At 43.3% G+C, this 23,747-nt stretch carries 24 protein-coding genes; 1 reads left to right on the top strand and 23 read right to left on the bottom strand.

The window, feature by feature from the left end; all coding sequences use genetic code 11:
* Positions 1-102 precede the first annotated feature (102 nt).
* From rnc to NSU13_RS07665, 11 genes are all read right to left on the bottom strand, one after another.
* Positions 103-846 (bottom strand): ribonuclease III, encoded by a 744-nt coding sequence (rnc, locus tag NSU13_RS07715; RefSeq protein WP_034281759.1) that lies wholly within the window; start codon positions 844-846, stop codon positions 103-105.
* Between the two features lie 181 nt (positions 847-1,027).
* Complete coding sequence (gene acpP, locus NSU13_RS07710) at positions 1,028-1,261, bottom strand: acyl carrier protein (RefSeq protein WP_008344853.1); 234 nt, start codon at positions 1,259-1,261, stop codon at positions 1,028-1,030.
* An 81-nt stretch (positions 1,262-1,342) separates the two neighbouring features.
* Complete coding sequence (fabG, locus tag NSU13_RS07705; RefSeq protein WP_024424196.1) at positions 1,343-2,086, bottom strand: 3-oxoacyl-[acyl-carrier-protein] reductase; 744 nt, start codon at positions 2,084-2,086, stop codon at positions 1,343-1,345.
* Complete coding sequence (fabD, locus tag NSU13_RS07700) at positions 2,086-3,030, bottom strand: ACP S-malonyltransferase (protein ID WP_081124368.1); 945 nt, start codon at positions 3,028-3,030, stop codon at positions 2,086-2,088. The genes fabG and fabD overlap by 1 nt, the downstream gene beginning before the upstream one ends.
* 15 nt (positions 3,031-3,045) lie before the next feature.
* Complete coding sequence (gene plsX, locus NSU13_RS07695) at positions 3,046-4,044, bottom strand: phosphate acyltransferase PlsX (protein ID WP_034281756.1); 999 nt, start codon at positions 4,042-4,044, stop codon at positions 3,046-3,048.
* Positions 4,045-4,059: 15 nt separating this feature from the next.
* On the bottom strand, positions 4,060-4,626 hold the full coding sequence (gene fapR / locus NSU13_RS07690; protein WP_024424199.1) for a transcription factor FapR: 567 nt from the start codon (positions 4,624-4,626) through the stop codon (positions 4,060-4,062).
* A 112-nt stretch (positions 4,627-4,738) separates the two neighbouring features.
* Entirely contained in the window at positions 4,739-6,787 is a 2,049-nt protein-coding gene (gene recG, locus NSU13_RS07685) for an ATP-dependent DNA helicase RecG (RefSeq protein ID WP_081124367.1), read from the bottom strand.
* Positions 6,765-7,667 (bottom strand): L-serine ammonia-lyase, iron-sulfur-dependent, subunit alpha, encoded by a 903-nt coding sequence (sdaAA, locus tag NSU13_RS07680; protein WP_024424200.1) that lies wholly within the window; start codon positions 7,665-7,667, stop codon positions 6,765-6,767. The genes recG and sdaAA overlap by 23 nt, the downstream gene beginning before the upstream one ends.
* Before the next feature lie 20 nt (positions 7,668-7,687).
* The gene (gene sdaAB, locus NSU13_RS07675) at positions 7,688-8,350 is read right to left on the bottom strand and encodes an L-serine ammonia-lyase, iron-sulfur-dependent subunit beta (protein ID WP_024424201.1); all 663 of its coding nucleotides are present in this window, start codon (positions 8,348-8,350) and stop codon (positions 7,688-7,690) included.
* 148 nt (positions 8,351-8,498) lie between these two features.
* The gene (locus NSU13_RS07670; RefSeq protein ID WP_041117363.1) at positions 8,499-10,172 is read right to left on the bottom strand and encodes a DAK2 domain-containing protein; all 1,674 of its coding nucleotides are present in this window, start codon (positions 10,170-10,172) and stop codon (positions 8,499-8,501) included.
* 15 nt (positions 10,173-10,187) lie between these two features.
* Positions 10,188-10,550 carry an Asp23/Gls24 family envelope stress response protein gene (locus tag NSU13_RS07665; RefSeq protein ID WP_008344871.1) on the bottom strand — a complete coding sequence of 121 codons (363 nt, stop codon included), beginning with the start codon at positions 10,548-10,550 and terminating at the stop codon, positions 10,188-10,190.
* A gap of 271 nt (positions 10,551-10,821) precedes the next feature.
* Here NSU13_RS07665 and rpmB point away from each other — a divergent pair, with 271 nt between their 5' ends.
* The gene (rpmB, locus tag NSU13_RS07660; protein ID WP_003212514.1) at positions 10,822-11,010 is read left to right on the top strand and encodes a 50S ribosomal protein L28; all 189 of its coding nucleotides are present in this window, start codon (positions 10,822-10,824) and stop codon (positions 11,008-11,010) included.
* Positions 11,011-11,082: 72 nt separating this feature from the next.
* Here the strand turns inward: rpmB and spoVM are convergent, their stop codons facing one another.
* The 12 genes from spoVM to coaBC all read right to left on the bottom strand — a co-directional run bounded on the left by spoVM (position 11,083) and on the right by coaBC (position 23,721).
* On the bottom strand, positions 11,083-11,163 hold the full coding sequence (spoVM, locus tag NSU13_RS07655; protein ID WP_008354550.1) for a stage V sporulation protein SpoVM: 81 nt from the start codon (positions 11,161-11,163) through the stop codon (positions 11,083-11,085).
* Between the two features lie 71 nt (positions 11,164-11,234).
* Complete coding sequence (locus NSU13_RS07650; RefSeq protein WP_041117361.1) at positions 11,235-11,879, bottom strand: thiamine diphosphokinase; 645 nt, start codon at positions 11,877-11,879, stop codon at positions 11,235-11,237.
* A gap of 60 nt (positions 11,880-11,939) precedes the next feature.
* A complete protein-coding gene (gene rpe, locus NSU13_RS07645) occupies positions 11,940-12,590 on the bottom strand; it encodes a ribulose-phosphate 3-epimerase (RefSeq protein WP_041117359.1) in 651 nt (216 codons plus the stop codon).
* Positions 12,591-12,593: 3 nt separating this feature from the next.
* Entirely contained in the window at positions 12,594-13,490 is an 897-nt protein-coding gene (rsgA, locus tag NSU13_RS07640) for a ribosome small subunit-dependent GTPase A (RefSeq protein WP_041117357.1), read from the bottom strand.
* A 12-nt stretch (positions 13,491-13,502) separates the two neighbouring features.
* A complete protein-coding gene (gene pknB, locus NSU13_RS07635) occupies positions 13,503-15,458 on the bottom strand; it encodes a Stk1 family PASTA domain-containing Ser/Thr kinase (protein WP_081124366.1) in 1,956 nt (651 codons plus the stop codon).
* Complete coding sequence (locus NSU13_RS07630) at positions 15,452-16,222, bottom strand: Stp1/IreP family PP2C-type Ser/Thr phosphatase (RefSeq protein WP_034281746.1); 771 nt, start codon at positions 16,220-16,222, stop codon at positions 15,452-15,454. Before NSU13_RS07630 ends, pknB begins: the two co-directional genes overlap by 7 nt.
* Positions 16,223-16,225: 3 nt before the next feature.
* Positions 16,226-17,308, bottom strand: coding sequence for a 23S rRNA (adenine(2503)-C(2))-methyltransferase RlmN (gene rlmN / locus NSU13_RS07625; RefSeq protein WP_024424208.1), 1,083 nt, complete (start codon positions 17,306-17,308; stop codon positions 16,226-16,228).
* 3 nt (positions 17,309-17,311) lie between these two features.
* Positions 17,312-18,655, bottom strand: a complete 1,344-nt coding sequence (gene rsmB / locus NSU13_RS07620) for a 16S rRNA (cytosine(967)-C(5))-methyltransferase RsmB (protein ID WP_120207070.1) — start codon at positions 18,653-18,655, stop codon at positions 17,312-17,314.
* Complete coding sequence (gene fmt, locus NSU13_RS07615) at positions 18,642-19,595, bottom strand: methionyl-tRNA formyltransferase (RefSeq protein ID WP_034281743.1); 954 nt, start codon at positions 19,593-19,595, stop codon at positions 18,642-18,644. Before fmt ends, rsmB begins: the two co-directional genes overlap by 14 nt.
* 5 nt (positions 19,596-19,600) lie before the next feature.
* Positions 19,601-20,083 carry a peptide deformylase gene (def, locus tag NSU13_RS07610; RefSeq protein WP_217008588.1) on the bottom strand — a complete coding sequence of 161 codons (483 nt, stop codon included), beginning with the start codon at positions 20,081-20,083 and terminating at the stop codon, positions 19,601-19,603.
* A 15-nt stretch (positions 20,084-20,098) separates the two neighbouring features.
* Positions 20,099-22,507 carry a primosomal protein N' gene (priA, locus tag NSU13_RS07605; RefSeq protein ID WP_034281740.1) on the bottom strand — a complete coding sequence of 803 codons (2,409 nt, stop codon included), beginning with the start codon at positions 22,505-22,507 and terminating at the stop codon, positions 20,099-20,101.
* Positions 22,504-23,721 carry a bifunctional phosphopantothenoylcysteine decarboxylase/phosphopantothenate--cysteine ligase CoaBC gene (gene coaBC / locus NSU13_RS07600; protein ID WP_144496634.1) on the bottom strand — a complete coding sequence of 406 codons (1,218 nt, stop codon included), beginning with the start codon at positions 23,719-23,721 and terminating at the stop codon, positions 22,504-22,506. Before coaBC ends, priA begins: the two co-directional genes overlap by 4 nt.
* Between the last annotated feature and the right edge of the window lie 26 nt (positions 23,722-23,747).

Here is a 23,747-nt window from a genome sequence, read left to right as displayed (position 1 = left end):
AGTGATCCTCCTTATGTATTTAAAGTACTATCATCTTACCATATGAAGTGAAAAAAGATGATGGAAAACAGAGTGAAATCCCCCTGAATAACGAGGGGGATTTTATTGGTTCATATGATGTTTCTGCAATTTAGCAAGTGCTTCCTGTGCAGCGTGCTGTTCTGCTTCTTTTTTAGAGCGTCCATTTCCAATTCCGAGCACTTCACCTCGAAGGGATACATTTGCTTCAAATTCCCGGTTATGTGCAGGCCCTTTTTCATGCAGGATACGGTATTCGAGCACACCTTTTCCATCGCGCTGCACAAATTCTTGCAGCTGGCTTTTAAAGTCCATGACGTGCGAGAATGCTCCATCGTTAATTTTCGGATAGACGTACGCTTCTAGGAAACGTTCAACCGGCTCAAGCCCCTGATCTAAATAAAGTGCACCGATAAACGCCTCGAATACGTCCGCTAAGAGTGCTGGGCGTTTTCTGCCGCCTGTCATTTCTTCGCCTTTTCCTAAAAGAACAAGGTCTCCGAAGGACAGCTCATGTGCTAGTGATACAAGTGACGGTTCACATACGATCGCCGCTCTTAGTTTCGTTAAATCTCCCTCGCTCATCGCTGGATATTTTGCAAATAAAAATTGAGAGATGGTCAATTCTAAAACAGCATCTCCTAAAAATTCAAGTCTTTCATTATCCTCGTATGGCTTTTTCCGGTGTTCATTCACATAAGAGGAATGGGTAAAGGCTTGATATAGAAGCTTTTCATTTTTAAATTGTACAGAAATGCGCTGCTGGAATTCTCTAAATTGCTCTAGTTTTTTGCTCTGTTTCTGTTTGTCTTTATATTGTTTTGGCATAGCAACCTCCAGGTAGGCGTAATCGCCTTTAAGGATACTGATTATATGGAGTCTCTCTTTCTACATGCAGGGAAACATTGCTCCCAGCATCTGAAAAAGGCTGACAATTGATCAGCTGAATGTGTTGAAACTAACATAAATTTTCAAAGTCCCGTCAAAAGTAGACGGGACTTTGTTACACTTATTGCTGGTTATTTATGTAGTTCACAGCGTCACCGACTGTTGCAATTTTTTCAGCATCTTCGTCAGAAATTTCCATATCGAACTCATCTTCAAGTTCCATAACTAGCTCAACTACATCAAGGGAATCAGCGCCTAAATCTTCTTTAAATGAAGCTTCCATTTTCACGTCAGCCTCATCAACGCCAAGGCGGTCTACAATAATTTTTGATACACGCTCTAATACGTCTGCCATTGCCTTTCACCTCCCCTCAAAGTATTATAGTTGAATTGTTTTTAAAAAACTAGAGAAAACCTAATGAAATTTTGATATTTCTTAGGACATGACCATTCCGCCATCTACTTGGATGGTTTGGCCTGTAATATAACCTGCTCCTTCTGAAGCTAAAAAGACAACGACGTTGCTAATATCTTCAGGTGCACCAAAGCGTGCGAGCGGAATTTGCTTGAGCATTTCCGTCTGTACATTTTCATCAAGCTTGTCTGTCATATCTGTTGAAATAAAGCCTGGTGCTACTGCATTAACAGTAATGTGACGAGTTGCCAGCTCTTTTGCTGTTGTTTTCGTTAATCCGATGACGCCAGCTTTTGCTGCAACATAGTTTGCTTGTCCAGGGTTTCCACACACACCAACGACTGAAGCCAAATTGATGATTCTTCCGCTTCTTTGCTTCATCATTTGACGTGTCACAGCTTTTGTACAGTTAAAAACACCTTTTAAGTTTATGTTAATGACATCATCCCATTCATTCTCTTTCATTCTCATGAGCAGGTTGTCCTTTGTGATCCCTGCATTATTCACAAGAATGTCAATTGAACCAAAGGTATCAATCGCTTGTTTCATCATGGCTTGTACTTCTTCAGCATTTGAGACATCAGCTTTCACAGCAAATGCCTGCTGGCCGAGTGCTTTGATTTCATCTACGACTTCATTTGCTTTTGCTTCGTTTCCAGAATAGTTCACGACAACATTTGCACCACTTTTCGCTAAATCAATCGCGATGGATCGGCCAATCCCGCGTGATGCTCCTGTTACAACGGCTGTTTTATTTGTAAGCATCAAGAATCCCCCTTCAATGTTTGAATGGCTGCTTCAATTGTTTCTTGATCTGAAACGGAAATCGTCGTCAGGCGGCGATTCACTTTTTTCACAAGACCTGAAAGCACTTTGCCAGGACCAATTTCAATAAATGTTGTGACGCCTAAATCAATAAGGCGTTCCACACTTTCTTCAAAACGAACAGGAGAATACAGTTGTTCAATCAGTTTTGTCTCAATTTCATCTCGGGAAGTCACGATGTCTGCTGTTACATTTGAGATGACCGGTGTTTTCGCATCCGCAATATCCAGCTTTGACAAAACATCCGTAAATTTTTCAGCGGCTGGTTTCATTAATGCAGAATGGAAAGGTCCGCTCACTTCAAGGGCAATTGCACGTTTTGCGCCTTTTTCTTTCGCTTTCTCTGAAGCAAGTTCTACCCCTTTTGCTGTACCAGATATCACGATTTGACCAGGACAGTTTAAGTTAGCGAGCTCTACCAGGTGACCGCTCTCTGTCACTTCTTTTGTCACTTCTTCAAGTGCCGCTTTGTCTAAGCCAAGAATTGCTGCCATGGCGCCTTCTCCTGCTGGAACAGCTTCATTCATTAATTCTCCGCGCTTTCTGACTGCATAAACAGCATCTTTAAACGAAAGTGCGCCTGCTGCAACGAGGGCCGTGTATTCGCCAAGACTGTGTCCTGCTGTATAATCTGCTTTGATTCCGCTCTCTTCAAATTTCTTTAAGATGGCGATACTTGTCGTCAAAAGAGCTGGCTGCGCGTTAAAGGTGAGCGTCAGTTCTTCTGCAACCCCTTCAAAAATCATAGAAGATAAGTCAAACCCGAGGGTCTTGTCTGCTTCTTCAAAAACAGCTTTAGATATTGCTTCTTGGTCAAATAAATCTTTTCCCATGCCAATTTTTTGAGAGCCTTGGCCAGGGAATAAAAATGCAATTTTAGTCATGCTGCTTTACCTCCATTAAGACTCATTCGTTGTTTCTTTTTGGACTTCTTGATGAATGATGGCTGAAACGTCTTTTTCTACGATATCACGTGCCTGACGAATTGCATGGAAAATGGCATTTTCGTCAGAGGAGCCGTGCGCTTTAATGACAGGTGCCTTTAAACCAAATAAAGCGGCACCGCCATATTCGGAGTAATCCATTTTAGATTTCATCTGCATTAATTTTGGCTTCATCATGCCTGCTGCTATTTTTGCTGTAAAACTGGATGTTAATGTTTCTTTCAGCATTTTAAAGACAGAAAGGGCTGTGCCCTCAATCGTTTTAAGCGCAATATTTCCAGTGAAACCATCTGTGACAACAACGTCAGCAACACCTTCTAATAAGTCACGAGACTCTACATTTCCTACGAAATTCAAGTCTGATGCTTTTAATAATTCAAAGGTTTTTTTCGTTAAATCGTTGCCTTTTTTATCTTCTGTTCCTACATTTAACAGTCCAACACGCGGATTGCTCTTTGGGAAGACACGCTCTGCGTAGATTGATCCCATCATGGCATATTGCACGAGATGTTCTGGTTTAGCATCAACGTTGGCACCAACATCTAGTAACAAGAAGCCGCTGCCATCCAGTGTTGGCAAAGTTGGGGCAAGTGCCGGTCTGTCAATACCGTCAATTCTGCCTACGATAAACAGTCCAGCTGTCATGAGGGCGCCAGTATTTCCTGCTGAGATGCAGGCATCTGCTCGTCCCTCGGATACTTCCTGCGCCATTTTCACCATAGATGAATCCTTTTTACGTCTAACTGCACGCACTGGTTCATCCGTCGGTTCAATCACTTCTTTTGCATCTAAAATCGTGATGCGGTCGTTGTTTGTTATGTATGGTTTGATTTTGTTTTCATCGCCGACAAGTGTAATCTCGATATCTGAAAATGCTGTTAAGCTTTTTTGCACACCGTCAATAATGGCTTTAGGGGCATGATCTCCCCCCATTGCATCGACTGCAATTCTCATATTACGTGCCACCTTTTACTTTTGTTTTGAGCGATACATGACGAAGTCACCTGAAAAGACAACTTCCTCACCAACATAGCTGTTTACTTCAACTACGGTTCTTCCTTTTTCTTTATCATGTGAGGCTACTTTGGCTTTAGAGACGACTCTTTCGCCTTGTTTCACCTGCCTTGTAAACCTGATATTCGCTTTTGCTGTCAAAGCCAGTTCATCGTCGATGACGGCAACTGCCAGCGAATTTGCCTGGGCGAAGAGATGATGTCCCCTGGCAATTTGGTTTCGGCTGAATACATGCTCTTTTCTCACTTCTAAAATGGAAATGGCTTGGTCATCAAGTTCTACATCAATCATTTCTCCAATCACTTCATCCAGTGGAAGTGACTTTACTTCATCCTCTAATGTCTTTTCGGCCACATGCTTAATTCTTTCGCGTAATTCAGGGATCGACAGCTCTAAACGATCAAGACGAACCGTTTGTATGCTGACACCGAATTTACTTGCCAATTCTTCATCAGTAATGAATGGAGTCGAGCTGATCGTTTGCTGGAGAAGCTTTTGACGTTCTTTTTTATTTAGTTTCATATGCAGACACCATCCGTACATTTATGACTAGGTACTAATAGTAGTATATAATCTCATAGATGATAAATCAATCCTTGTTTCAAAAAGACAAGAAAATTCCTCCAGCATTTGATCAGCTTAATTTATCTCCTCCCAGCACACCGCTGTCTATCAGCGTTTGCCGGAGTTCTTTGTATTCGGGATCAGTCCAAAAGGCGTCCGATTGGACAAGGTCAGCTGCATCTTTTCTAGCCGTTTCCAGCGCTCTATAGTCGTGAACCATATCTGCTACCTTAAATTCAGGCATCCCGCTTTGTTTTTTACCGAAGAAGTCGCCGGGTCCTCTTAGTTCTAAGTCCTTTTCGGACAGCTCAAAGCCATCAGTTGTTTCGGACATGATCCGCATCCGCTCTTTCCCCGTTTCGGATTTTGGATCAGCCATTAAAATACAAAATGATTGATGCTCTCCTCGTCCGACCCGGCCTCTTAGCTGATGAAGCTGAGACAGTCCGAAGCGGTCTGCATCATAAATGACCATGATGGTTGCATTCGGTACGTTGACCCCGACTTCAACAACTGTGGTTGAAACAAGAATTTGTACTTCATTTGCGGTAAAGGCTCTCATGACCTGATCTTTTTCATCACTCGCCAGCTTCCCATGCATTAAGCCAATCGACCACTTGCCGCGGTATGCCTCAGTGAGCATGCTATGGACATCAAGCGCATTTTGGACATCCAGCTTGTCTGATTCTTCAATGAGCGGACAAATAATATATGCCTGTCTGCCTTTTCTCAGCTCTTTATCCACAAAAGCAAGAATTCTCTCAAGCATGTCATGCTTCACCCAATACGTTTCAATTTGTTTTCTGCCAGCTGGCAATTCATCAATGACGGAGACGTCCATTTCTCCAAAGACAGTAATCGCAAGTGTTCGCGGAATAGGTGTGGCCGTCATAAACAAGACATCTGGGTCCTGCCCCTTGCTTCTTAGTTTTTTCCGCTGCTCTACGCCAAACCGGTGCTGCTCATCTGTGATGACAAGACCGAGCTGCTGAAATTCGACTTCGTCTTGAATGAGTGCGTGCGTGCCGACTAATATGTCAATCTCGCCTTCTTTTAAACGTTCAAGCAATTCTCTGCGTCGCTTTCCTTTCACAGAGCTTGTCAAAAGGGCAATATTCAGCCCCCATTTTTCAAACAGCTGGTAAAGTGAATCGGCATGCTGTTCTGCCAAAATTTCTGTTGGGACCATTAATGCACCTTGAAAACCTGATAAATGAGCGGCATAAAGCGCAATGGCCGCAACAGCTGTTTTCCCTGAACCTACATCTCCTTGGAGCAGCCGGTTCATTCGATATGGAGACGCCATGTCCGACATGATTTCATCAAGCACTCTTGATTGTGCCTTCGTCAGCGGAAATGGCAGGCTGTCAACAAACTCAAAAACTGCCTCTTTGGAAAACGGATGCTGGATGCCTGATGTTCTCTCTCGTTCTTTCTTTCTAATCGCCTGCATCTTCAGCTGAAAGATGAGAAATTCCTCGTACACAAAACGGCGTCTTGCTTGCTTGAGCGAGTCTCTTGTTTCTGGGAGATGAATGGTTTTTAATGCTTCCTGATAGGACATGAGTTTATAGGCAGAAACAAGCTGCTTTGGCAATGGATCTTCAGCTTTGTCTGCATAAAGTGACAAGGCTTGCTTTACAAAGCGCCTCATCATTTTCACGGTCACATTTTCTTTTACTGAATAAACGGGCTCTATACTGCCATCTTGCTCGTGCGTCCCTTTTTTAAATTCCTGCACCATGATAGATTGACGGTTTTTATCCCATTTTCCTGTGACGGAAACTGTATCACCTAACACAAGACTTCGTTTTAAATACGGGCGATTGAAACAAATCGCCGTAATGAGAAAACGCCCGACAAGCAGCCTGAATGTCAGCCTGCTTCGTTTTTTGCCATAATAGGTGAGAACGGGCTCACTATGTACTTTTCCTTCAACTGTGACACGTTCGTCATGCCTTACTTCTTCTAAGTTACGAAGCTCATAGTCGTCATATCGATAAGGAAAGTAGCCGAGTAAATCGGCTACTGTGTAGATTCCAAGTTCATTGAGTGTTTTTTCGGTTTCCTCTCCAATCCCCTTCAGGACAGAGACATTATCTTGCAGTTTCTGTATCACGAGATGAGGTCACACCTCCGAAAATCTTCTTTTCAAGCTCTCTTGCTGTCGGTGTCGCTGCGAGACCGCCTTGGGCTGTTTCGCGAAGAGCCGTTGGCATCGTTTGACCGATTTTGTACATCGCATCAATGACTTCATCACATGGAATGCGGCTTGTGATGCCGGCAAGAGCCATGTCTGCTGCAATCATGGCGTTAGATGCACCCATTGCATTTCGTTTCACGCACGGTACCTCGACAAGTCCCGCTACAGGATCACAAACAAGTCCAAGCATATTTTTCAGTGTAATCGCCATCGCTTCTGCAGATTGCTGCGGTGTCCCGCCTGCCATCTCGACAATAGCTGCTGCCGCCATCCCTGATGCAGAACCTACCTCTGCCTGACAGCCACCTGCTGCACCGGAAATGCTGGCGTTATTCGCCACAACAAAACCAAATGCGCCAGAAGTAAATAGGAATCTGACCATTTGTTCCTTTGTTGGCTTTAATGTTTCTTTTACTGCAAATAACGTACCTGGTACAACACCTGCTGAGCCTGCTGTAGGCGTGGCACAAATGGTTCCCATTGCAGCATTGACTTCATTTGTTGCAACTGCTTTACTGACAGCATCTAATATCGTATGACCAGACAGTGTTTTGCCTGATGCGATATAGGCTTGAAGTTTGACTGCATCTCCGCCTGTTAAGCCTGATAATGATTTCACACCCTTCAGCCCATTTTCAACGGCCTGCTCCATCACTTCTAGGTTGCGGTACATCTGGGAGAAAATTTCCTCACGTGACTTCCCTGTCACTTCCATTTCTTGCACAATCATAATTTCTGAAATGGAGGTATTCCGTTCTTCTGTTAGCTGCACGAGTTCTTTGACGTTTTTAAACATCATTCATAACCTCCTTGTTGTTACTCTGCAATTTGTGTGACTTGAATAATGTTTGGCAGCGTTTCTAGCTCTGATAGGACAGCTGGGTCAATATTTTGATCTACTTCAATCGTCATCAGTGCCTCTTGCCCGACATCTTTACGCGCCACTTCCATATGACCGATGTTGATGGCGAATTTCGCTAAGACATTGGCAACTGCCGCAATCGTCCCGTAGCGATCGTTATGAACCACAAGAATAGCAGGATGATTCCCTGAGAGCCTGAGCTCAAAGCCATTTAATTCTGTGATTTCAATTTTACCTCCGCCGATGGAAATCCCGATTAGTTCAAGGCTTCCGTTCGCATCTGAAATCTCTACTTTTGCTGTATTCGGATGCGCCGGCACCGCCTCTTCTTCTTTAAATTCAATGTCAATCTCTTTGCTTTTTGCAATATCAATCGCTGTTTTGATTCGTTCATCAAATGTATCAAAGTCAAGAACACCGCCGATAATGGCGACATCTGTACCGTGTCCTTTATACGTATCTTTAAAAGAACCATAAAATGAAACGACAATTCGTTTCGGTTCTCTTCCAAATAAGCTGCGGGCTACTCTCCCTATACGAGCCGCACCCGCTGTGTGCGAACTTGATGGCCCAATCATGACAGGTCCAATAATATCAAACACACTTCTAAATTTCATAGGTCTTCCCCTCTCATCACCACTCGCGTATGGTTTGGTTCTTTCTTTAGACTAATGGATTCATTCGTTTCCCGCAACTCATTTCACCGTTGAATGGCTAGTAAAAAATTGCAAAAGAAGAAGAAGGGCTTTATTTGCCCTTCTTTCGTTATTCAACCGCTAAAATATATGAATAAAGCGGCTGTTTTCCATCGTGGACTTCAACTTCTACATCTTCAAATGTTTCTTCAATAAAGGCTTGTAACACATCCAGCTCATCAGATGATGCATCTTCTCCTTTAATGATGGTGACAATCTCATCATCTTCTGTCACCATTTTGGTTAGAAGTTCTTTTGCTGCATCTAATTGATTTTTCGCTGTTAACGTGATTTTCCCGTTGAACAGACCCATATAGTCACCTTTCGCAATGTCGATTCCATCAATTTGAGTATCTCTTACTGCAAAGGTAATTTGCCCGCTTTTCACATGGTCAATCGCTTCTAGCATCGCTCTTTCATTGTCTTCATTTGAAGCTGCTTCATTGAGAGAAAGAAGTGCCGACATTCCTTGAGGAACGGTCTTCGTCGGAATGACAACGACCTCACGGTTTGAGACAGTTGCCGCCTGTTTAGCTGCCATGACAATATTAGAATTATTAGGTAAGATAAAGACGGTTTCGGCATGTACGCTTTCTATTGCTGTGACAATGTCTTCTGTGCTCGGATTCATCGTCTGCCCGCCTTCAATGACGACGGAAGCTCCGATGCTTTTGAACAAGTCAGCAATTCCTTCTCCCATTGCGACACTGACCACACCAAAGCGCTGTTTTTCAGCAGCAGGTGCTTTTGGTGCAGTAGGCACATGTTCTCTTTCTTCGTTCACGATTGAGCTATGCTGCTCTCTCATGTTTTCAATTTTCATATTAATCAAGCTGCCGTAGCGCTGTGCATATGATAAAACATCTCCTGGCTGCTCGGCATGAATATGAACTTTCGCCAGTGTATCGTCAGACACCACAAGAAGTGAATCTCCGAATTCACTTAAGTCTTCTCTGAAGGCATTCTCATCAAAGGACTGTTTGTCTTCTTCAAATTTCACCATAAATTCAGTACAGTAGCCAAATTCGATATCTTCTGTGTTCATATGGCTTTGTGCACTTTTATGATGCTCTGCACTAACGAGTTCTTTTAGCGTAGGTAAAGAAGCCGATTTAGGAGGAAGTTCTTCACCTCTTAATGAAGCAAGGAAACCTTCATATACGCATAGAAGTCCTTTACCTCCACTATCGACAACACCCACTTCTTTTAAGACAGGAAGCAGATCTGGCGTTCGATCAAGTGATGCTCTTGCTTCCTCAATCGTTAACTCTAGAACGCGGTCAATTTGATCCTCTGCTGCTGAAACAGCAACCGCTTTCTTTGCTGCATCCTTTGCAACTGTTAAGATCGTTCCTTCAATCGGTTTCATCACGGCTTTATATGCTGTATCAACACCCGCCTGTAAGGCAAGAGCAAATTCTTTTGCATCAATTGTTTCTTTTTGTTCAATATGTTTACTGAAACCTCTAAAGAGCTGTGACAGGATCACGCCAGAGTTTCCTCTTGCGCCCATCAATAACCCTTTTGACAGGGCCACGCCGACCTTCCCAATATGATCGGTGTTTGTTTCTTCAACTGCTTTTGCCCCTGAAGTCATCGACAAATTCATATTTGTCCCCGTGTCTCCGTCTGGCACTGGAAAAACATTTAACGCATCCACAATTTGTGCGTTTTGAGAAAGATGGTGAGCACCTGCAAGAATCATTTTTGCAAATGAGCGGCCATCAAGATTTCTAATAGACAATATATTTCCTCCTTACTACGGGTTCGTAACTTTTACTCCTTGTACATAAATGTTGACCGAGTCAACAGAAAGTCCAATTGTATGATGAATCGTATATTTGACTTTCGTTTGAACATTATGTGCGACTTCTGATATTTTTGTACCGTAGCTGACGATGATGTACATATCAATATGAATGCGGTCTTCTTTCTGACGCACAAGAACACCCCGGCTGAAGTTCTCTTTGCGGAGAATATCCGTCAAGCCGTCCTTAATTTGGTTTTTGGACGCCATGCCAACAATACCATAGCAATCGATCGCAGCGCCTCCTGCCACCATTGCAATGACTTCATTTGATATATCAATTTGTCCGTATTTCGTTCTAAGTTCAATGGACACATTGGTTCCCCCTTTTTGAGAAATTGCCCTGAGTTATCACTATTTTACTATAAGACCCTTCTTTTTAAAAGAAATCATTCAATCCGACCCAATCCTACTTATACTATAGCCTTGATTTTTTATCAAGATGTCAAGGTATTTTTCTTGAAAGAGGAGTAAACAATCCTTGCAAACCCCTTGAAGCTGTGGTAAATTATTAAAGTATCTTGAGGCATCTCTAAGTACGTATATGAAGAATATGATGATGTTTTCGCAGTTAGGAGGGAAACAAATGGCACGTAAATGCGTTATTACAGGCAGAAAAACAAAAGCTGGGAACAACCGTTCTCACGCAATGAACTCTACAAAACGTACATGGGGCGCGAACCTTCAAAAAGTTCGTATTCTAGTGGACGGTAAGCCTAAAAGAGTATATGTATCAGCTCGAGCTTTGAAATCTGGTAAAGTTGAGCGTGTATAAGCAAGAAGAGTAAACGCCTGCTACAATAAACTGTAGCAGGCGTTTTTATGTGGAAATAAAGGAGATTACTCATTAATCTTTTTTAAATGAACCAAGCATCGCACGGACAATGCCGCCAAGAAATCTAGGCAGTTTGATTGTATAAAATTTCATTTTGTCCCCCTCCTAAAAGTACCGCTTGCAGCACAATTGAGCTTAATCAGCCATCCACATTGATAGGTTGGTCAATCTTTGCTTCTTACCATTATTAATATGCCTTCATGAAAAGAAAAAGTACCATTTGAGTGGATGAGTTCGTTACTAATACATAGTGTGGAACCAGGCTCAATATGACAATTTTTCAGAGGATATTTGAAACCTTTTAATGTCAGCTTTTCAACCGATGTACCAAAGGGCAGAAACGACACATATTTTTTATCAGGGTCTTCTTTTATTTCGTATGTACCAGGACCAAACATTTGAATGATATTTTGCTTATCTACAAGAGTGACGTTCTGCTTGTGCTGAATGCCTTGATATAGAAGGTGAATATTTCCTAGAAAGTGATCAGCCCTTCCTCCTGTAATGCCGTAAATGTGAATATGCGCAGGGTGCTGGCGCATGGCCCAGTTCAGCGCAAGCTCTAAATCGGTTTCATCTTTTTCAGCCTGAAATACATTCAAGGCAGGCAATTTCTTTTTCAGCTCGCAAAGCTCTTCTTCTGTCACACTGTCAAAATCACCAAAAGCCTTGGCAGGCATGATGCCGTGCTCTAGTAAAAAGAGCGTCCCCCGGTCTACACCGACCCAGAGAATATCGTCCTGTGATGCTTCATGTTCAAGGGGCGGGATGTAATCAAAAGGACCGCCGGCTACGATATGTATGTGCATGATATACGCTCCTCTCCATGTAAAAAGAACCAAAGATCAGAGTGACTTTGGTTCCTTTTTTTACGCTTCTCGAATGGCCTGAATGGCTGCTGCACGGTTGTTTTTACCGTATATCGCTGAGCCGGCCACAAGTAAGTTAGCGCCCGCCTCTTTACAGCTCTTTGCAGTCTCTACATTGACACCGCCGTCTATTTCTATGAGTAAGTCTGATAAGCCCTTTTGTTCGCTAAGGGACTTCACTTCTTTTACCTTCGTGAGGACAGATGGAATAAACGCCTGTCCGCCAAAACCAGGATTCACCGTCATGAATAAGATAAGGTCTACATCCTCTAATACATGCTCAATCTGAGAAACAGGTGTGTGCGGGTTCAAGACGATGCCTGCTTTTACGCCTTGTTCTTTTATGTGCTGTATCGTTCTGTGCAAGTGCGGACAAGCTTCTACATGGACAGAAATAATGTCAGCACCTGCTTTTGCGAATGCAGGAATATACCGGTCTGGCTGCTCAATCATTAAGTGAACATCGAGCGGCAGCTTTGTATGCGGTCTGATCGCTTCCACAACATTCGGTCCAAATGTAATATTCGGTACAAAATGGCCGTCCATCACGTCGATATGAATGTAATCCGCTCCGCCTTGTTCCACATCACGGATATCTTTCTCCAAATTGGCGAAATCTGCTGATAAAATGGAAGGGGCAATATAAACCATGAGTTAGTACCTCGGCTTTCTGTCTTTGATTTCAGTTAAAAACTCTAAATAATGCTGATAGCGATACGCTCTGATTTGCTCTTGTTCGACCGCGCCTTTTACCGCACAGCCAGGCTCTTTCACGTGCAGACAGCCTCTAAACTTACAATCTGCACTCCGCTCTTTAATTTCTAAAAAGTAAAGGCCTAAATCTTCCGCTTCGATGCCGGTAAATTCGAGCGAGCTAAAGCCAGGTGTATCTGCAATGAGCCCTTCTGCTGTACGAATGAGTTCGACATGTCTTGTCGTATGCTTCCCCCTTCCAAGATGAGAGGAAATATCATTGGTTTTCAGCGCCAAATCAGGACTCATCGCATTTAAAAGAGAGGACTTACCTACACCAGACTGACCGGCAAATACAGTGATTTTATTGTGAAAATGCGAGGTCAGCTTTTCAATTCCGTCTCCCTCGATCGTGGATGTTACATGAACATCATATCCAATTTGCCGGTAGTCCTCTGCATAGCCTTGAATACTTTCAAGCTCTTCATCTGTTTTCAATAAGTCCATTTTTGTGATACAGATAATCGGCTTAATATCATTTGCTTCCACCAGCACTAGAAATCTGTCTAAAAGCGATGTGCTAAAGGTTGGTTCTGTCGCAGAGAAAACGAGCACCGCTTGATCGACGTTACTAATAGGCGGACGAACAAGTTCGTTTGTCCGCTCTTTTACTTCTAATAAGTAGCCTTCTTTATCGTTGTCCGCTTGATATACAACATAATCTCCAACAAGAGGTGTGATTTTGTTTTTCCGAAAAATACCTCTCGCTCTGCACTGAATCACTTTTCCACTTTCTAGAGACTCATCGAGCACATAATAAAATCCGCTTAATGCTTTAATAATTTTGCCCTCAGGCATAAAGTCCCTCCTTTATTCATCGTCAGGGTATTCGATCGTTTTAGAGCTTACGACCTTATCATCAACTGTCACTTGATAGTATCCTTTTTGACCTGGTTCAATCTTAAATTTAATGGTCCGTTCAGTTGGTGCAGTGATGTTAAAGGTTTCATATGAATCAGAAATGCTATGCTCAGCATCGTCAATGGAAATCTGAACGGTCATTTCTTGCCCTTCAGTGACTGGTTCATACGGGATGGCAATCTTCTCAGTCACCGTTTTAGCCGGTTTTTTCTTCGGTCCGAGTGAGAAGGTGATTTTAACCGTATCACCTGGTTTCACAGCAGTACCAGCTCCTGGTTCCTGCTTCATTACCTCACCTTTTGGCACATCATCAGAATACGCTTCTTTTTCATCAAGCTTTAATCCGTTATCCTCTAAATAATTCGATGCAGCCTGTTTACTATATGTCGTTAAATCCCGCAAAGTAATATCGGCAGGACCTATGCTGACCGTCAACGTCACTTCTTCATCTGCTGCCACCAGCTCAGTACTCGCTGAAGGTTTCTGTTCCATGACAATCCCAGATTCGGTGTCATTATCATTTACTTCCTCCACAACAACTTGCTTAAACCCTTTTTTCTCTAATAATTCTTTTGCTTTATCAACCTTTTCACCTGTTACATCAGGTAATTCGGTCTTTTCTTTGCCAGTACTTTGGTAAAGCTGAATCTCGGTTCCTTCTTTTACCTTTGTGCCGATTTTCGGGTCTGTTTTGACGACAAGCCCTTTTTCAATTTTTTCATCAGCAATCTCAATTGGTTCAGAGGCGACGGTAAAACCGGCTTTCTTCAAGGTGTCCTCTGCTTTTTCAATCGTCATGCCAGATACATCAGAGACCTCAACATCTTTTGGAAAGAGCAGTCCGGGAAACACAGTGATAGCTAAAATGGTCGCAGCAGTTAGAATAAACAGGATGGATGCCACAACCCAAGGCCATTTTTTTCGTTTCTTTTTCGGCTTTTGTTTCTCTTTTTTCTTCGGTTTTTTCACCGGATGGACAGCTGTTTTTTCATTGTCTTGATCGACTTGATGATCTTGAATGATTGGGATCGCTTTCGTTGCTTCATGATCCTCTTCAATGACAAAGCGTTTTTCTTTTAGTCTTGAAGGGTCGAAAGCAGTTTGCAGATCTTTTTGCATTTCAGATGCATCTTCATATCGATAAAATGGATCTTTGGCCATTGCCTTTAAAATGATGTTTTCCACGCTTTGTGGAACAGAAGGATTCCACCTTCTTACAGATGGCGGCTCTGATTGCAAATGCTTCAGCGCAACACTGACAGCTGATTCCCCTTCAAATGGCATGCGTCCAGAAATGAGTTCATAGAGCACAATTCCAAGTGAATAGATGTCTGACTTTTTCGTCGCAAGACCTCCGCGGGCTTGCTCTGGAGACAAATAGTGCACGGATCCTAGAACCGAATTTGTGTGGGTGATGGTCGCTGAGCTGAGTGCAATGGCAATCCCAAAATCAGTGACTTTAATATTCCCCATGTTGTCTATTAATATATTGTGAGGCTTAATGTCCCGGTGGACGAGCTGCTTTGCATGGGCTTCTTCCATTGCCGCAACGACTTGCTCCATAATGCGAACGGCTTCTTTCGGATGAAGCGGGCCATTGGCATGTATGTATTCTTTCAGCGTCATCCCCTCGACATATTCCATGACAATATAATAAATGTCATCTTCTTCCCCTACATCGTAGATGCTGACAATATTTGAATGATCTAAACTTGCGGCTGACTGCGCCTCGCGCCGGAAACGTCTAATAAAATCATCATCGCTTGCAAAGTCAAAGCGCAAAATTTTAATCGCGACTTCGCGATCTAAAATCATATCCTCCGCCAAATAAACGTTTGCCATTCCGCCTCCGCCTATGACGCGAAGAATCTGATAACGGCCGCTGATCCGTTTTCCGATCAACACTTGCTGTCACCCTCCTCTGGCTGGGAGGAGATTTCTAACAATACTGCTGTAATGTTATCTTCACCGCCGTTGTCATTCGCTGTTTGGATTAATGCTGTTACTTTTTCATCTGGTGCGGTCGTTTGCGTTAAAATATGAATCAAATTCTCTTCTTCTACTTTATTGGATAAACCATCTGAGCAAAGCAGGATTTGATCTCCTGGGTCTACTTCAAAAGTATGTGCATCAATTTGAACGTGCTTATCTGTTCCTAATGCTTTCGTGAGCACATTTTTTCTTGGATGATATTCTGCATCCTCTTTAGAAATTTCACCTGTTTTCACAAGCTCATTTACAAGTGAATGGTCATCCGTTAGCTGGGTCAGTGCTCCTTCTCTCAGCAAGTAGCAGCGGCTGTCGCCAATATGGGCAATTGTGACCGTTTGCAAATGAACGAGCGCACAAACAATGGTTGTCCCCATTCCTTGGCACTCCTCATTGTTTTTCGCATGTTCATATACTTGATCATTAATGTCACTAATTTTTGAGATTAACCAGCTTTCTTGCTCTGCTGGTTTTGCTGGAATTGAAGATGTTTCTTCCCAGTATTCTTTTAAAGAAGAGACGGCCATCCTGCTGGCGACATCACCAGCAAGATGACCTCCCATTCCATCTGCTACAACAGCTAGAAGGGTGTCTTCTTTTGCTTCAAAAATACCTGCATCATCTTCATTATGCTGACGGACTTTTCCTGTATCGGTTTGAAAGGCTGCCCTTATCAACATTCGTCACCTCGTCTCTTCCTGACGCTCCTTCGCTCTTAGCTGACCGCAAGCAGCATCAATATCATGGCCTTGCTCTCGTCTAATCGTTACGTTTACGCCGCGTTCTTTCAACGTTTTTTCAAATAGGAAGATTTGTTCTCTCGGTGTTCTTACATAATCCCTTTCCGGTACATAGTTCACCGGAATGAGGTTCACGTGGCACTTGATTCCTTTTAATAAGTCTGCAAGCTCTTCTGCATGATGAACTTGATCATTTACTCCGCCAAACAGGCCGTATTCAAAGCTGACACGTCTACCCGTTTTTTGAATATAGTATTCGATGGCTTCCATTAATTTTGGCAGCTTATATGCCTTATTGATCGGCATCAGACGGCTTCTGATCTCTGTGTTCGGTGCATGCAGGGAGACAGCAAAATTGATTTGCATTTGCTCATCAGCGAATTGATAGATCTTTGGAATGATTCCGCTTGTCGACACTGTAATATGACGCGCACCAATATTTAAGCCGTTGTCATGGTTGATGATTTTAAGGAAAGCAAGCATTTCGTCAAAGTTATCAAACGGTTCGCCAATTCCCATGATGACAACCGAGCTGACTCTCTCATCTGTTTCGTCAAGTGCCTGCTGCACTTTCAATACTTGAGCAACGATTTCTCCTGCTTCAAGATTTCGTTTTAACCCGCCAAGTGTAGATGCACAGAATGTACAGCCAATTCGGCAGCCAACCTGAGTTGTGACACAGACAGAGTTGCCGTATTCGTGGCGCATCAGCACTGTTTCAATCGTATAGCCATCATGTAATTCAAATAAAAACTTGATCGTTCCGTCTTGAGACGTTTGTTTGATCACGGTTTTTAATGTGGTGATCGCAAATTGATTTTTTAATTTTTCTCTTAAATCCTTTGAAAGGTTAGACATATCGTCAAAGGATGTCACACGTTTCTCATAAAGCCACTCGAAAATTTGGGCTGCGCGGAAAGGCTTTTCGCCTTGTTCTTTTAACCATTCTTTCATTTCGTGAAGCTCAAATGAGTAGATCGACGGCATTTCTGTCTTCAGTTCTTTTCTTACTTTTTGTTCTGTCATTTTTTATCCCTTCTTTCTCATGCTGCAAATAAAGAAACCATCTGTTCCGAAATAATGAGGAAGAATTTGTACACTTCCGTTTTGAACAAACGGAGCAACCTGCTCAGGCAGCCGTTCATTAAGAGATAGATCGGGTTCGAAGTCTTGGTGTTCTTGTAAAAACGCATGAATCACTTGTTGATTTTCTGTTGGGTCCATTGTACACGTACTGTATACAAGGGTTCCGCCCGGTTTTAAAAGCGGGGCCGCTTCCTTTAAAATGGCCTGCTGGATAGCTGCAAGCCTTGCTGAGTCTTCTTTAGACTTTGTATATTTCATATCTGGTTTTCGTCTAATGACGCCAAAACCGGAACACGGTGCATCAATGAGAATACGGTCAAACGAAGCTTCGCTGTAATAGTCTGCCGCTTTCCTTGCATCAAGTGCTTTTGCCTCAATGTGAGTAAGGTTCAGACGTTTTGCTGCTTGTTTGATGAGTTTCACTTTATGTTCATGTAAATCAAGTGAAACAATTTTGCCCTCATCATTCATACGTTCTGCAATATGTGTTGATTTTCCGCCAGGAGCCGCACAGGCGTCAAGCACCGTTTCTCCCGGCTGAGGGTCGAGCGCTCTTGCGACAAGCATCGAGCTTTCATCTTGTATCGTCACATAGCCTTCTTGAAAAGAAGGGGTTGAGACGATGGACCCTTTCATGAGCTTAAGTGCATCTTCAGATAAGTCGCCAAGCTCCGTTTCAATACCTGCATCCATTAGTTTTTGCTGCAGTGCCGTGCGGTCAATTTTCATTCGATTGACACGAAGGGTTTGCTTTGGCGGGACTAAATGAATGCGGCACATGCTTTCTGCCGCTTCAAACCCGTACGCCTGAACCCACTCCTGCACAAGCCATAATGGGTGGCTTGTCTCAATGGACAGCCGCTTTACGGGATCTTTGATCGCATCAAATGACGGAACGCCTTCTCTTTGCACGGAACGAAGAACACCGTTCACAAGTGAAGAAATCCCTTTGTGCCCGCGTTTTTTCGTCAGCTCGACAGCTTCATGAATCGCTGCACGATCTGGAATTTTTTCAAGGTACACCATTTGATAAAGGGACATCCGCAAAAGCTGCATCACCCATGGAGCGACCTTTTGCGGTTTTTTCACAAAGGGCGTCAGCATATAATCTAATGCCAGCTTATTTTGCAGTGTACCATATACAAGCTCTGTTAACAGCGGTTTGTCCTGATCAGCTAAGTCTTTATCTTTCATGACTGACTGCAACAGCAAATTACTGTAAGCCTGGTTTTGTTCGAGTTTGATTAAAGCGTCCAGCGCTACTTCTCTCACATTACTTTTCTTCATTCATTAACCCTAATTTCTGTCCAATTTCGATATTTGCGCCTCTTAAGAAGTCTTCGCCGCTCATTTTTTTCTTACCAGCTGGCTGCACACCTGTTAATAAAAGGCCTTGCTCATTCCCAGTTCCAATGACCGGACCTTCTTTTTGAAGCTCAATCACTTTCCCGGGTTCTTCTTGCGCTTGAAGCGGAACCTTTTTCGCTTCCCATACTTTTAGATGAGCGCCGTTCCATTCAGTATAGGCAACTGGCCAAGGATTTAGCCCGCGAACTTGGTTGTAAAGCTCTTCGCCGGTTTTTGTCCAGTCTAATCTTTCTTGCTCCCGCTTAATATTTGGTGCATATGTGGCCGCTTCTTCATTTTGCGGAATCGGAGAAATAGACCCGCTCAGAACATTTGGCACCGTATCTTTTAGCAGCGCGGCACCTGCAACACTTAATTTGTCATGCAATGTTCCGACATTGTCTAATTCATCGATTTCTACTTCTACTTTACTGATCATGTCACCTGCATCAAGTCTTTCCACCATGTACATGATGGTAACGCCTGTTTTCTTTTTGCCTTGAAGGATCGCATAATGGATCGGCGCGCCGCCTCTTAGTTCTGGCAGCAGCGAGGCATGAACATTGATACAGCCAAACTTAGGTTCATCGAGTAATCGTTTTGGTAAAATTTGTCCAAATGCCGCTGTGACGATTAAATCCGGCTGTAATGCAAGCACCTTATCAATTTCTTCATCAAGGCGCACCTTTTCAGGCTGCAACACAGGAATGCCGTGCTTTAAGGCTTCCACTTTCACAGGAGGCGGTGTGAGCACTCGTTTTCTTCCTTTTGGGCGGTCTGGCTGCGTGACAACCCCTACCACTTCGTATCCTTCTGTTATCAGTGTTTGCAGCACAGGTACTGAGAAATCAGGGGTTCCCATAAATACGATACGTGCCATTTTCTTCACCCTTCCATTTCCGCAAGTTCTTTTTCTGTATAAGTCTCAATGATTTTTGACGTAAATAAAATGCCGTCTAAATGATCAATTTCGTGCAATAAAGCTCTTGCTAAAAATCCGTCTGCTTCTATTGTAAATGGTTTGCCTTTCTTATCAAAGGCTTTTACCTTCACATAGTTCGGTCTCTCTACAGTGCCGTATAAAGATGGAAAGCTCAGGCAGCCTTCAATATCTGTCTGGCTTCCTTCTACTTCAAGCACCTCGGGGTTCACTAAGTCAATTCTGCCAGATTCTTCTCCGATATCTACAACAGCGATTCTTTTTGAAACACCGATTTGTGGTGCTGCTAGTCCAACTCCATCCAGCTCAAGCATTGTATCATACATATCATCCAGCAGTTTTTTAAGCTTTTTATCGAACGTCTCGACGCGCTCTGTCATTTGTTCAAGCACTTCTGCCGGATGTATGACTATTGGTTTTACTGCCACTTACAGCCCTCCGTTTTACATCATCATATATGGATTCATATCTATTGAAATCATCAATTGTTTTTGTTCCATTTCCTTTTGATAATGGTCTTGTATTTTCCGTAGTAAACTTGCCAGTTCATTTTCCCTTTTGTATTTTATCACGCATTGATACCGATATCTATCTTTGATCTTAGCGATTGGCGATGCGGCCGGACCAAGAATTCGAGTATTCGGTGCACAGTTCATTTTTAGGAACTGGACAATTTGATCAGTGACATGTGCTGCCTTCGTCACTTCTTCGTGTGACACTGTCACCATCGCCAAAAAGTAATAAGGCGGATAGGACTGGTGGCGGCGATGCAGCATCTCCTGTTCATAAAAGGCTTCATAGTCATGCTGCTTCGTTAATTCAATACTATAGTGAGAAGGCGTATACGATTGAATAATAACCGAGCCCGCTTTTTCATGGCGCCCTGCTCTGCCGCTGACCTGTGTGAGAAGCTGAAATGTTTTTTCACTTGAACGAAAATCAGGGATGTGAAGGGATGTATCCGCACTGAGAACACCAACAAGTGTGACATCTGGGAAATCCAGCCCCTTTGCAATCATCTGCGTCCCGAGCAAAATGTCCGCTTCTTTATTGCCAAAAGACGTAAGAAGCTTTTCGTGAGCACCTTTACGAGACGTTGTATCCACATCCATTCGGATCACACGCGCCTCAGGCAATACCTTTGTCAGTTCTTCTTCTACTCGCTGCGTGCCAGTTCCAAAATAGCGAATATGCTCACTGTGGCATTCTGGACATTCAGAAGGTACTGGAGCTTCGTGACCACAATAATGGCACTTCAGCCGTTTTTGATATCTGTGATAGGTGAGAGAAATTTCGCAATGAGGACATTGCTCCACATATCCGCAATCACGGCACATCACAAAGGATGAATAGCCTCTTTTGTTCAGAAATAAAACGGCTTGTTCTTTTCTTTCAAGCACTTCCTTTAACCTGATCATTAATTCTTCTGAGAACATGGAGCGGTTGCCATTTCTTAGTTCTTCTCTCATATCAATTAACGAAACGTGCGGCATCTGCTGCTGGTTGACGCGGTGCTTGAGCGGCAGCAATGTATAGACGCCTTTTTTTGCACGTGCATAGGTTTCAAGTGAAGGTGTTGCACTGCCTAATACGACTGGACATTGATGCCGCACTGCTCGTTCAATGGCGACATCCTTGGCATGGTAACGAGGCATTTCTTCTTGTTTATAAGAGGATTCATGCTCTTCATCTATAATAATCATGCCTAAATTTTCAAATGGAGCGAAAACAGCAGATCTTGCGCCAACGACAAGCTTGACTTCCTTGCGATGAATCTTCCGCCATTCATCATATTTTTCTCCTGTCGATAAGCCGCTGTGAAGAACAGCCACATTTGAGCCAAATCGTTCTTTAAATCGCTGCACCATTTGAGGGGTTAACGAAATCTCAGGAACTAAAACGATCGCTTCTTTGCCTTTTTGAAGAACATGATCAATTGTCTGCAAGTAAATCTCCGTTTTGCCGCTTCCTGTCACTCCGTGCAGTAAAAAGGTTGCGTGCTGATCCTCACTGACTGCTTGATGAATATGTTTTGCCGCCTCTCTTTGCTCAGGCGTGAGATCAAGTGATGCAGATGGTGTAAACTCCCGGTCACGGTAAGGATCCCGGTAGACCTCTTCATAGCTTTCTGTTAACAGCCCTTCTTGAATAAAGGTTTTAAGCGTTTGAGAACTCGCGCCTGTTTGCTGCTGCAAGTCTTTCGCTAAAAAGGTTGCCTCTCCCGCTTGAAGCAAGTAGGAAATCAGTGCCTTTTGTTTTACCGCATTTTTCTTTAGCTGCTGCTGCTTTTCTTCAAGTTTTTCTTTCGATACAGCCAGCTGGAGCATGCGGACCTTTTTCTTTCCAGATTTTTGCGAGACATGGTATCTCACCTCTAGATGACCTTTTTGGACATGCTTTTGAATCTGTTTTAATTGTTCAGACGGGATGTCAGCATAAAGAATGCTCTCTCGCTGACCGAAAAGCTCTTTCAATGACTGCGGAAGTTCTTCCTCTGATAGCACCTGTATTTCTTTTTCATACTTTGCCTTCATGGCTGCGGGCAGCATCGATTGAAGTGCCGTAATATGATAGGACAATGTTTTTTCCGTCAGCCAGTGAGAAAGCTCCAGTAGCTCATCTGTCAGAACAGGTGATAAATCAAATAAATCGACTATCTCTTTAATGCTTCCTGTCTTGATGTCTGTTTCCTCTTTGACTTTTGTCACAAACCCTTGAATCTTCCGCGGACCAAAGGGAACGACCACCCTCATTCCCGCTTTGACGAGATCTTTGAATCGATCTGGTACCCGGTAATCAAATGGCCGGTCAATGGCTTTCGTTGTGACATCTACGATGACTTCAGCAATCATGCGCGATCACGCTCTTTTGGAAGCAGCATTATTGCCTCCTTTAAAATTTCAAAAGCGAGGTCTTTTTTGCTCATCATCGGCAGCTCTTTTTTCGTTCCATCTGCTTTGATGATCGCTGCCACATTGGTATCTGTGCCAAAGCCTGCACCTTCTTTAGTGACGTTATTGGCCACAATCATATCTAGATGCTTGGATTCAATTTTCTTTTTCGCATAATATTCTACATCCTGCGTTTCAGCTGCAAATCCGACCAGCACTTGATGCTCTTTTCTTTTCCCCAGCTCTTTTAAAATATCTTTTGTCCGGGTGAATTCAATGTCCAGAGCGCCGGCCTGTTTTTTCATTTTATGAGCATATGTCGTGACAGGGGTGTAATCGGCGACAGCTGCTGATTTAATGACAAGATCAGCTTCCCCGTATACATCTAGCGCAGCTTGATACATCTCTTCAGCTGATTCAACGTGCACTACATGTACATGGTCAGGTTCAGTTAAAGAAACAGGTCCAGAAATCAGCGTAACATCTGCACCCATTTGCTGAGCAGCCTCTGCAATCGCATAGCCCATTTTTCCACTAGAACGGTTTGTAAAGAACCGGACAGGATCGATCACTTCACGTGTAGGACCTGCTGTCACCACGACTTTTTTACCTGAGAGCGGTAAGCTTTTTGGCTCTTCAAAAAAGGCCCGGATGTGTTCCACAATTTTTTCAGGCTCTTCTAATCGCCCTTTTCCAATGTACCCGCAAGCTAAATAACCTTCACTCGGCTCAATAAACCGGTAGCCGTCTTCATATAATGTGCGAATGTTCCGTTTCACAGCCGGGTGATCATACATATGCACATTCATCGCTGGTGCGACCCATACAGGCGCTGTAGAAGCAAGCAAAGTCGTGGTGAGCATATCATCTGCAAGTCCAGCGGCCATTTTACCAATCGTATGTGCTGTTGCAGGGGCAACAAGAATGAGATCGGCCCAGTCAGCTACGTCAATATGTGCAATGACTTTTGGATTGTTTTCTTTGAATGTATCTACATATACCTCATGCCGAGACAGTGCTTGGAAGGTAAGCGGAGACACAAACTCACGAGCAGATTCCGTCATAATCACTCTTACATTTGCGCCTGCTTGTACGAGTTTACTAGTAAGTGCTGCTGCTTTATATACGGCGATTCCTCCGCTGACACCGAGCAATATATTTTTTGACTGTAACATTTGTTTGTCCCCCTTAACGGCCTTTT

The sequence above is a fragment of the Bacillus sp. FSL M8-0049 genome, from assembly GCF_038593355.1.
GTDB classification, from domain to species: Bacteria; Bacillota; Bacilli; order Bacillales; family Bacillaceae; genus Bacillus; species Bacillus safensis.
Note: the sequence above shows the minus strand (reverse complement) of the source record. Positions and strands in the feature narration are given on the sequence as shown.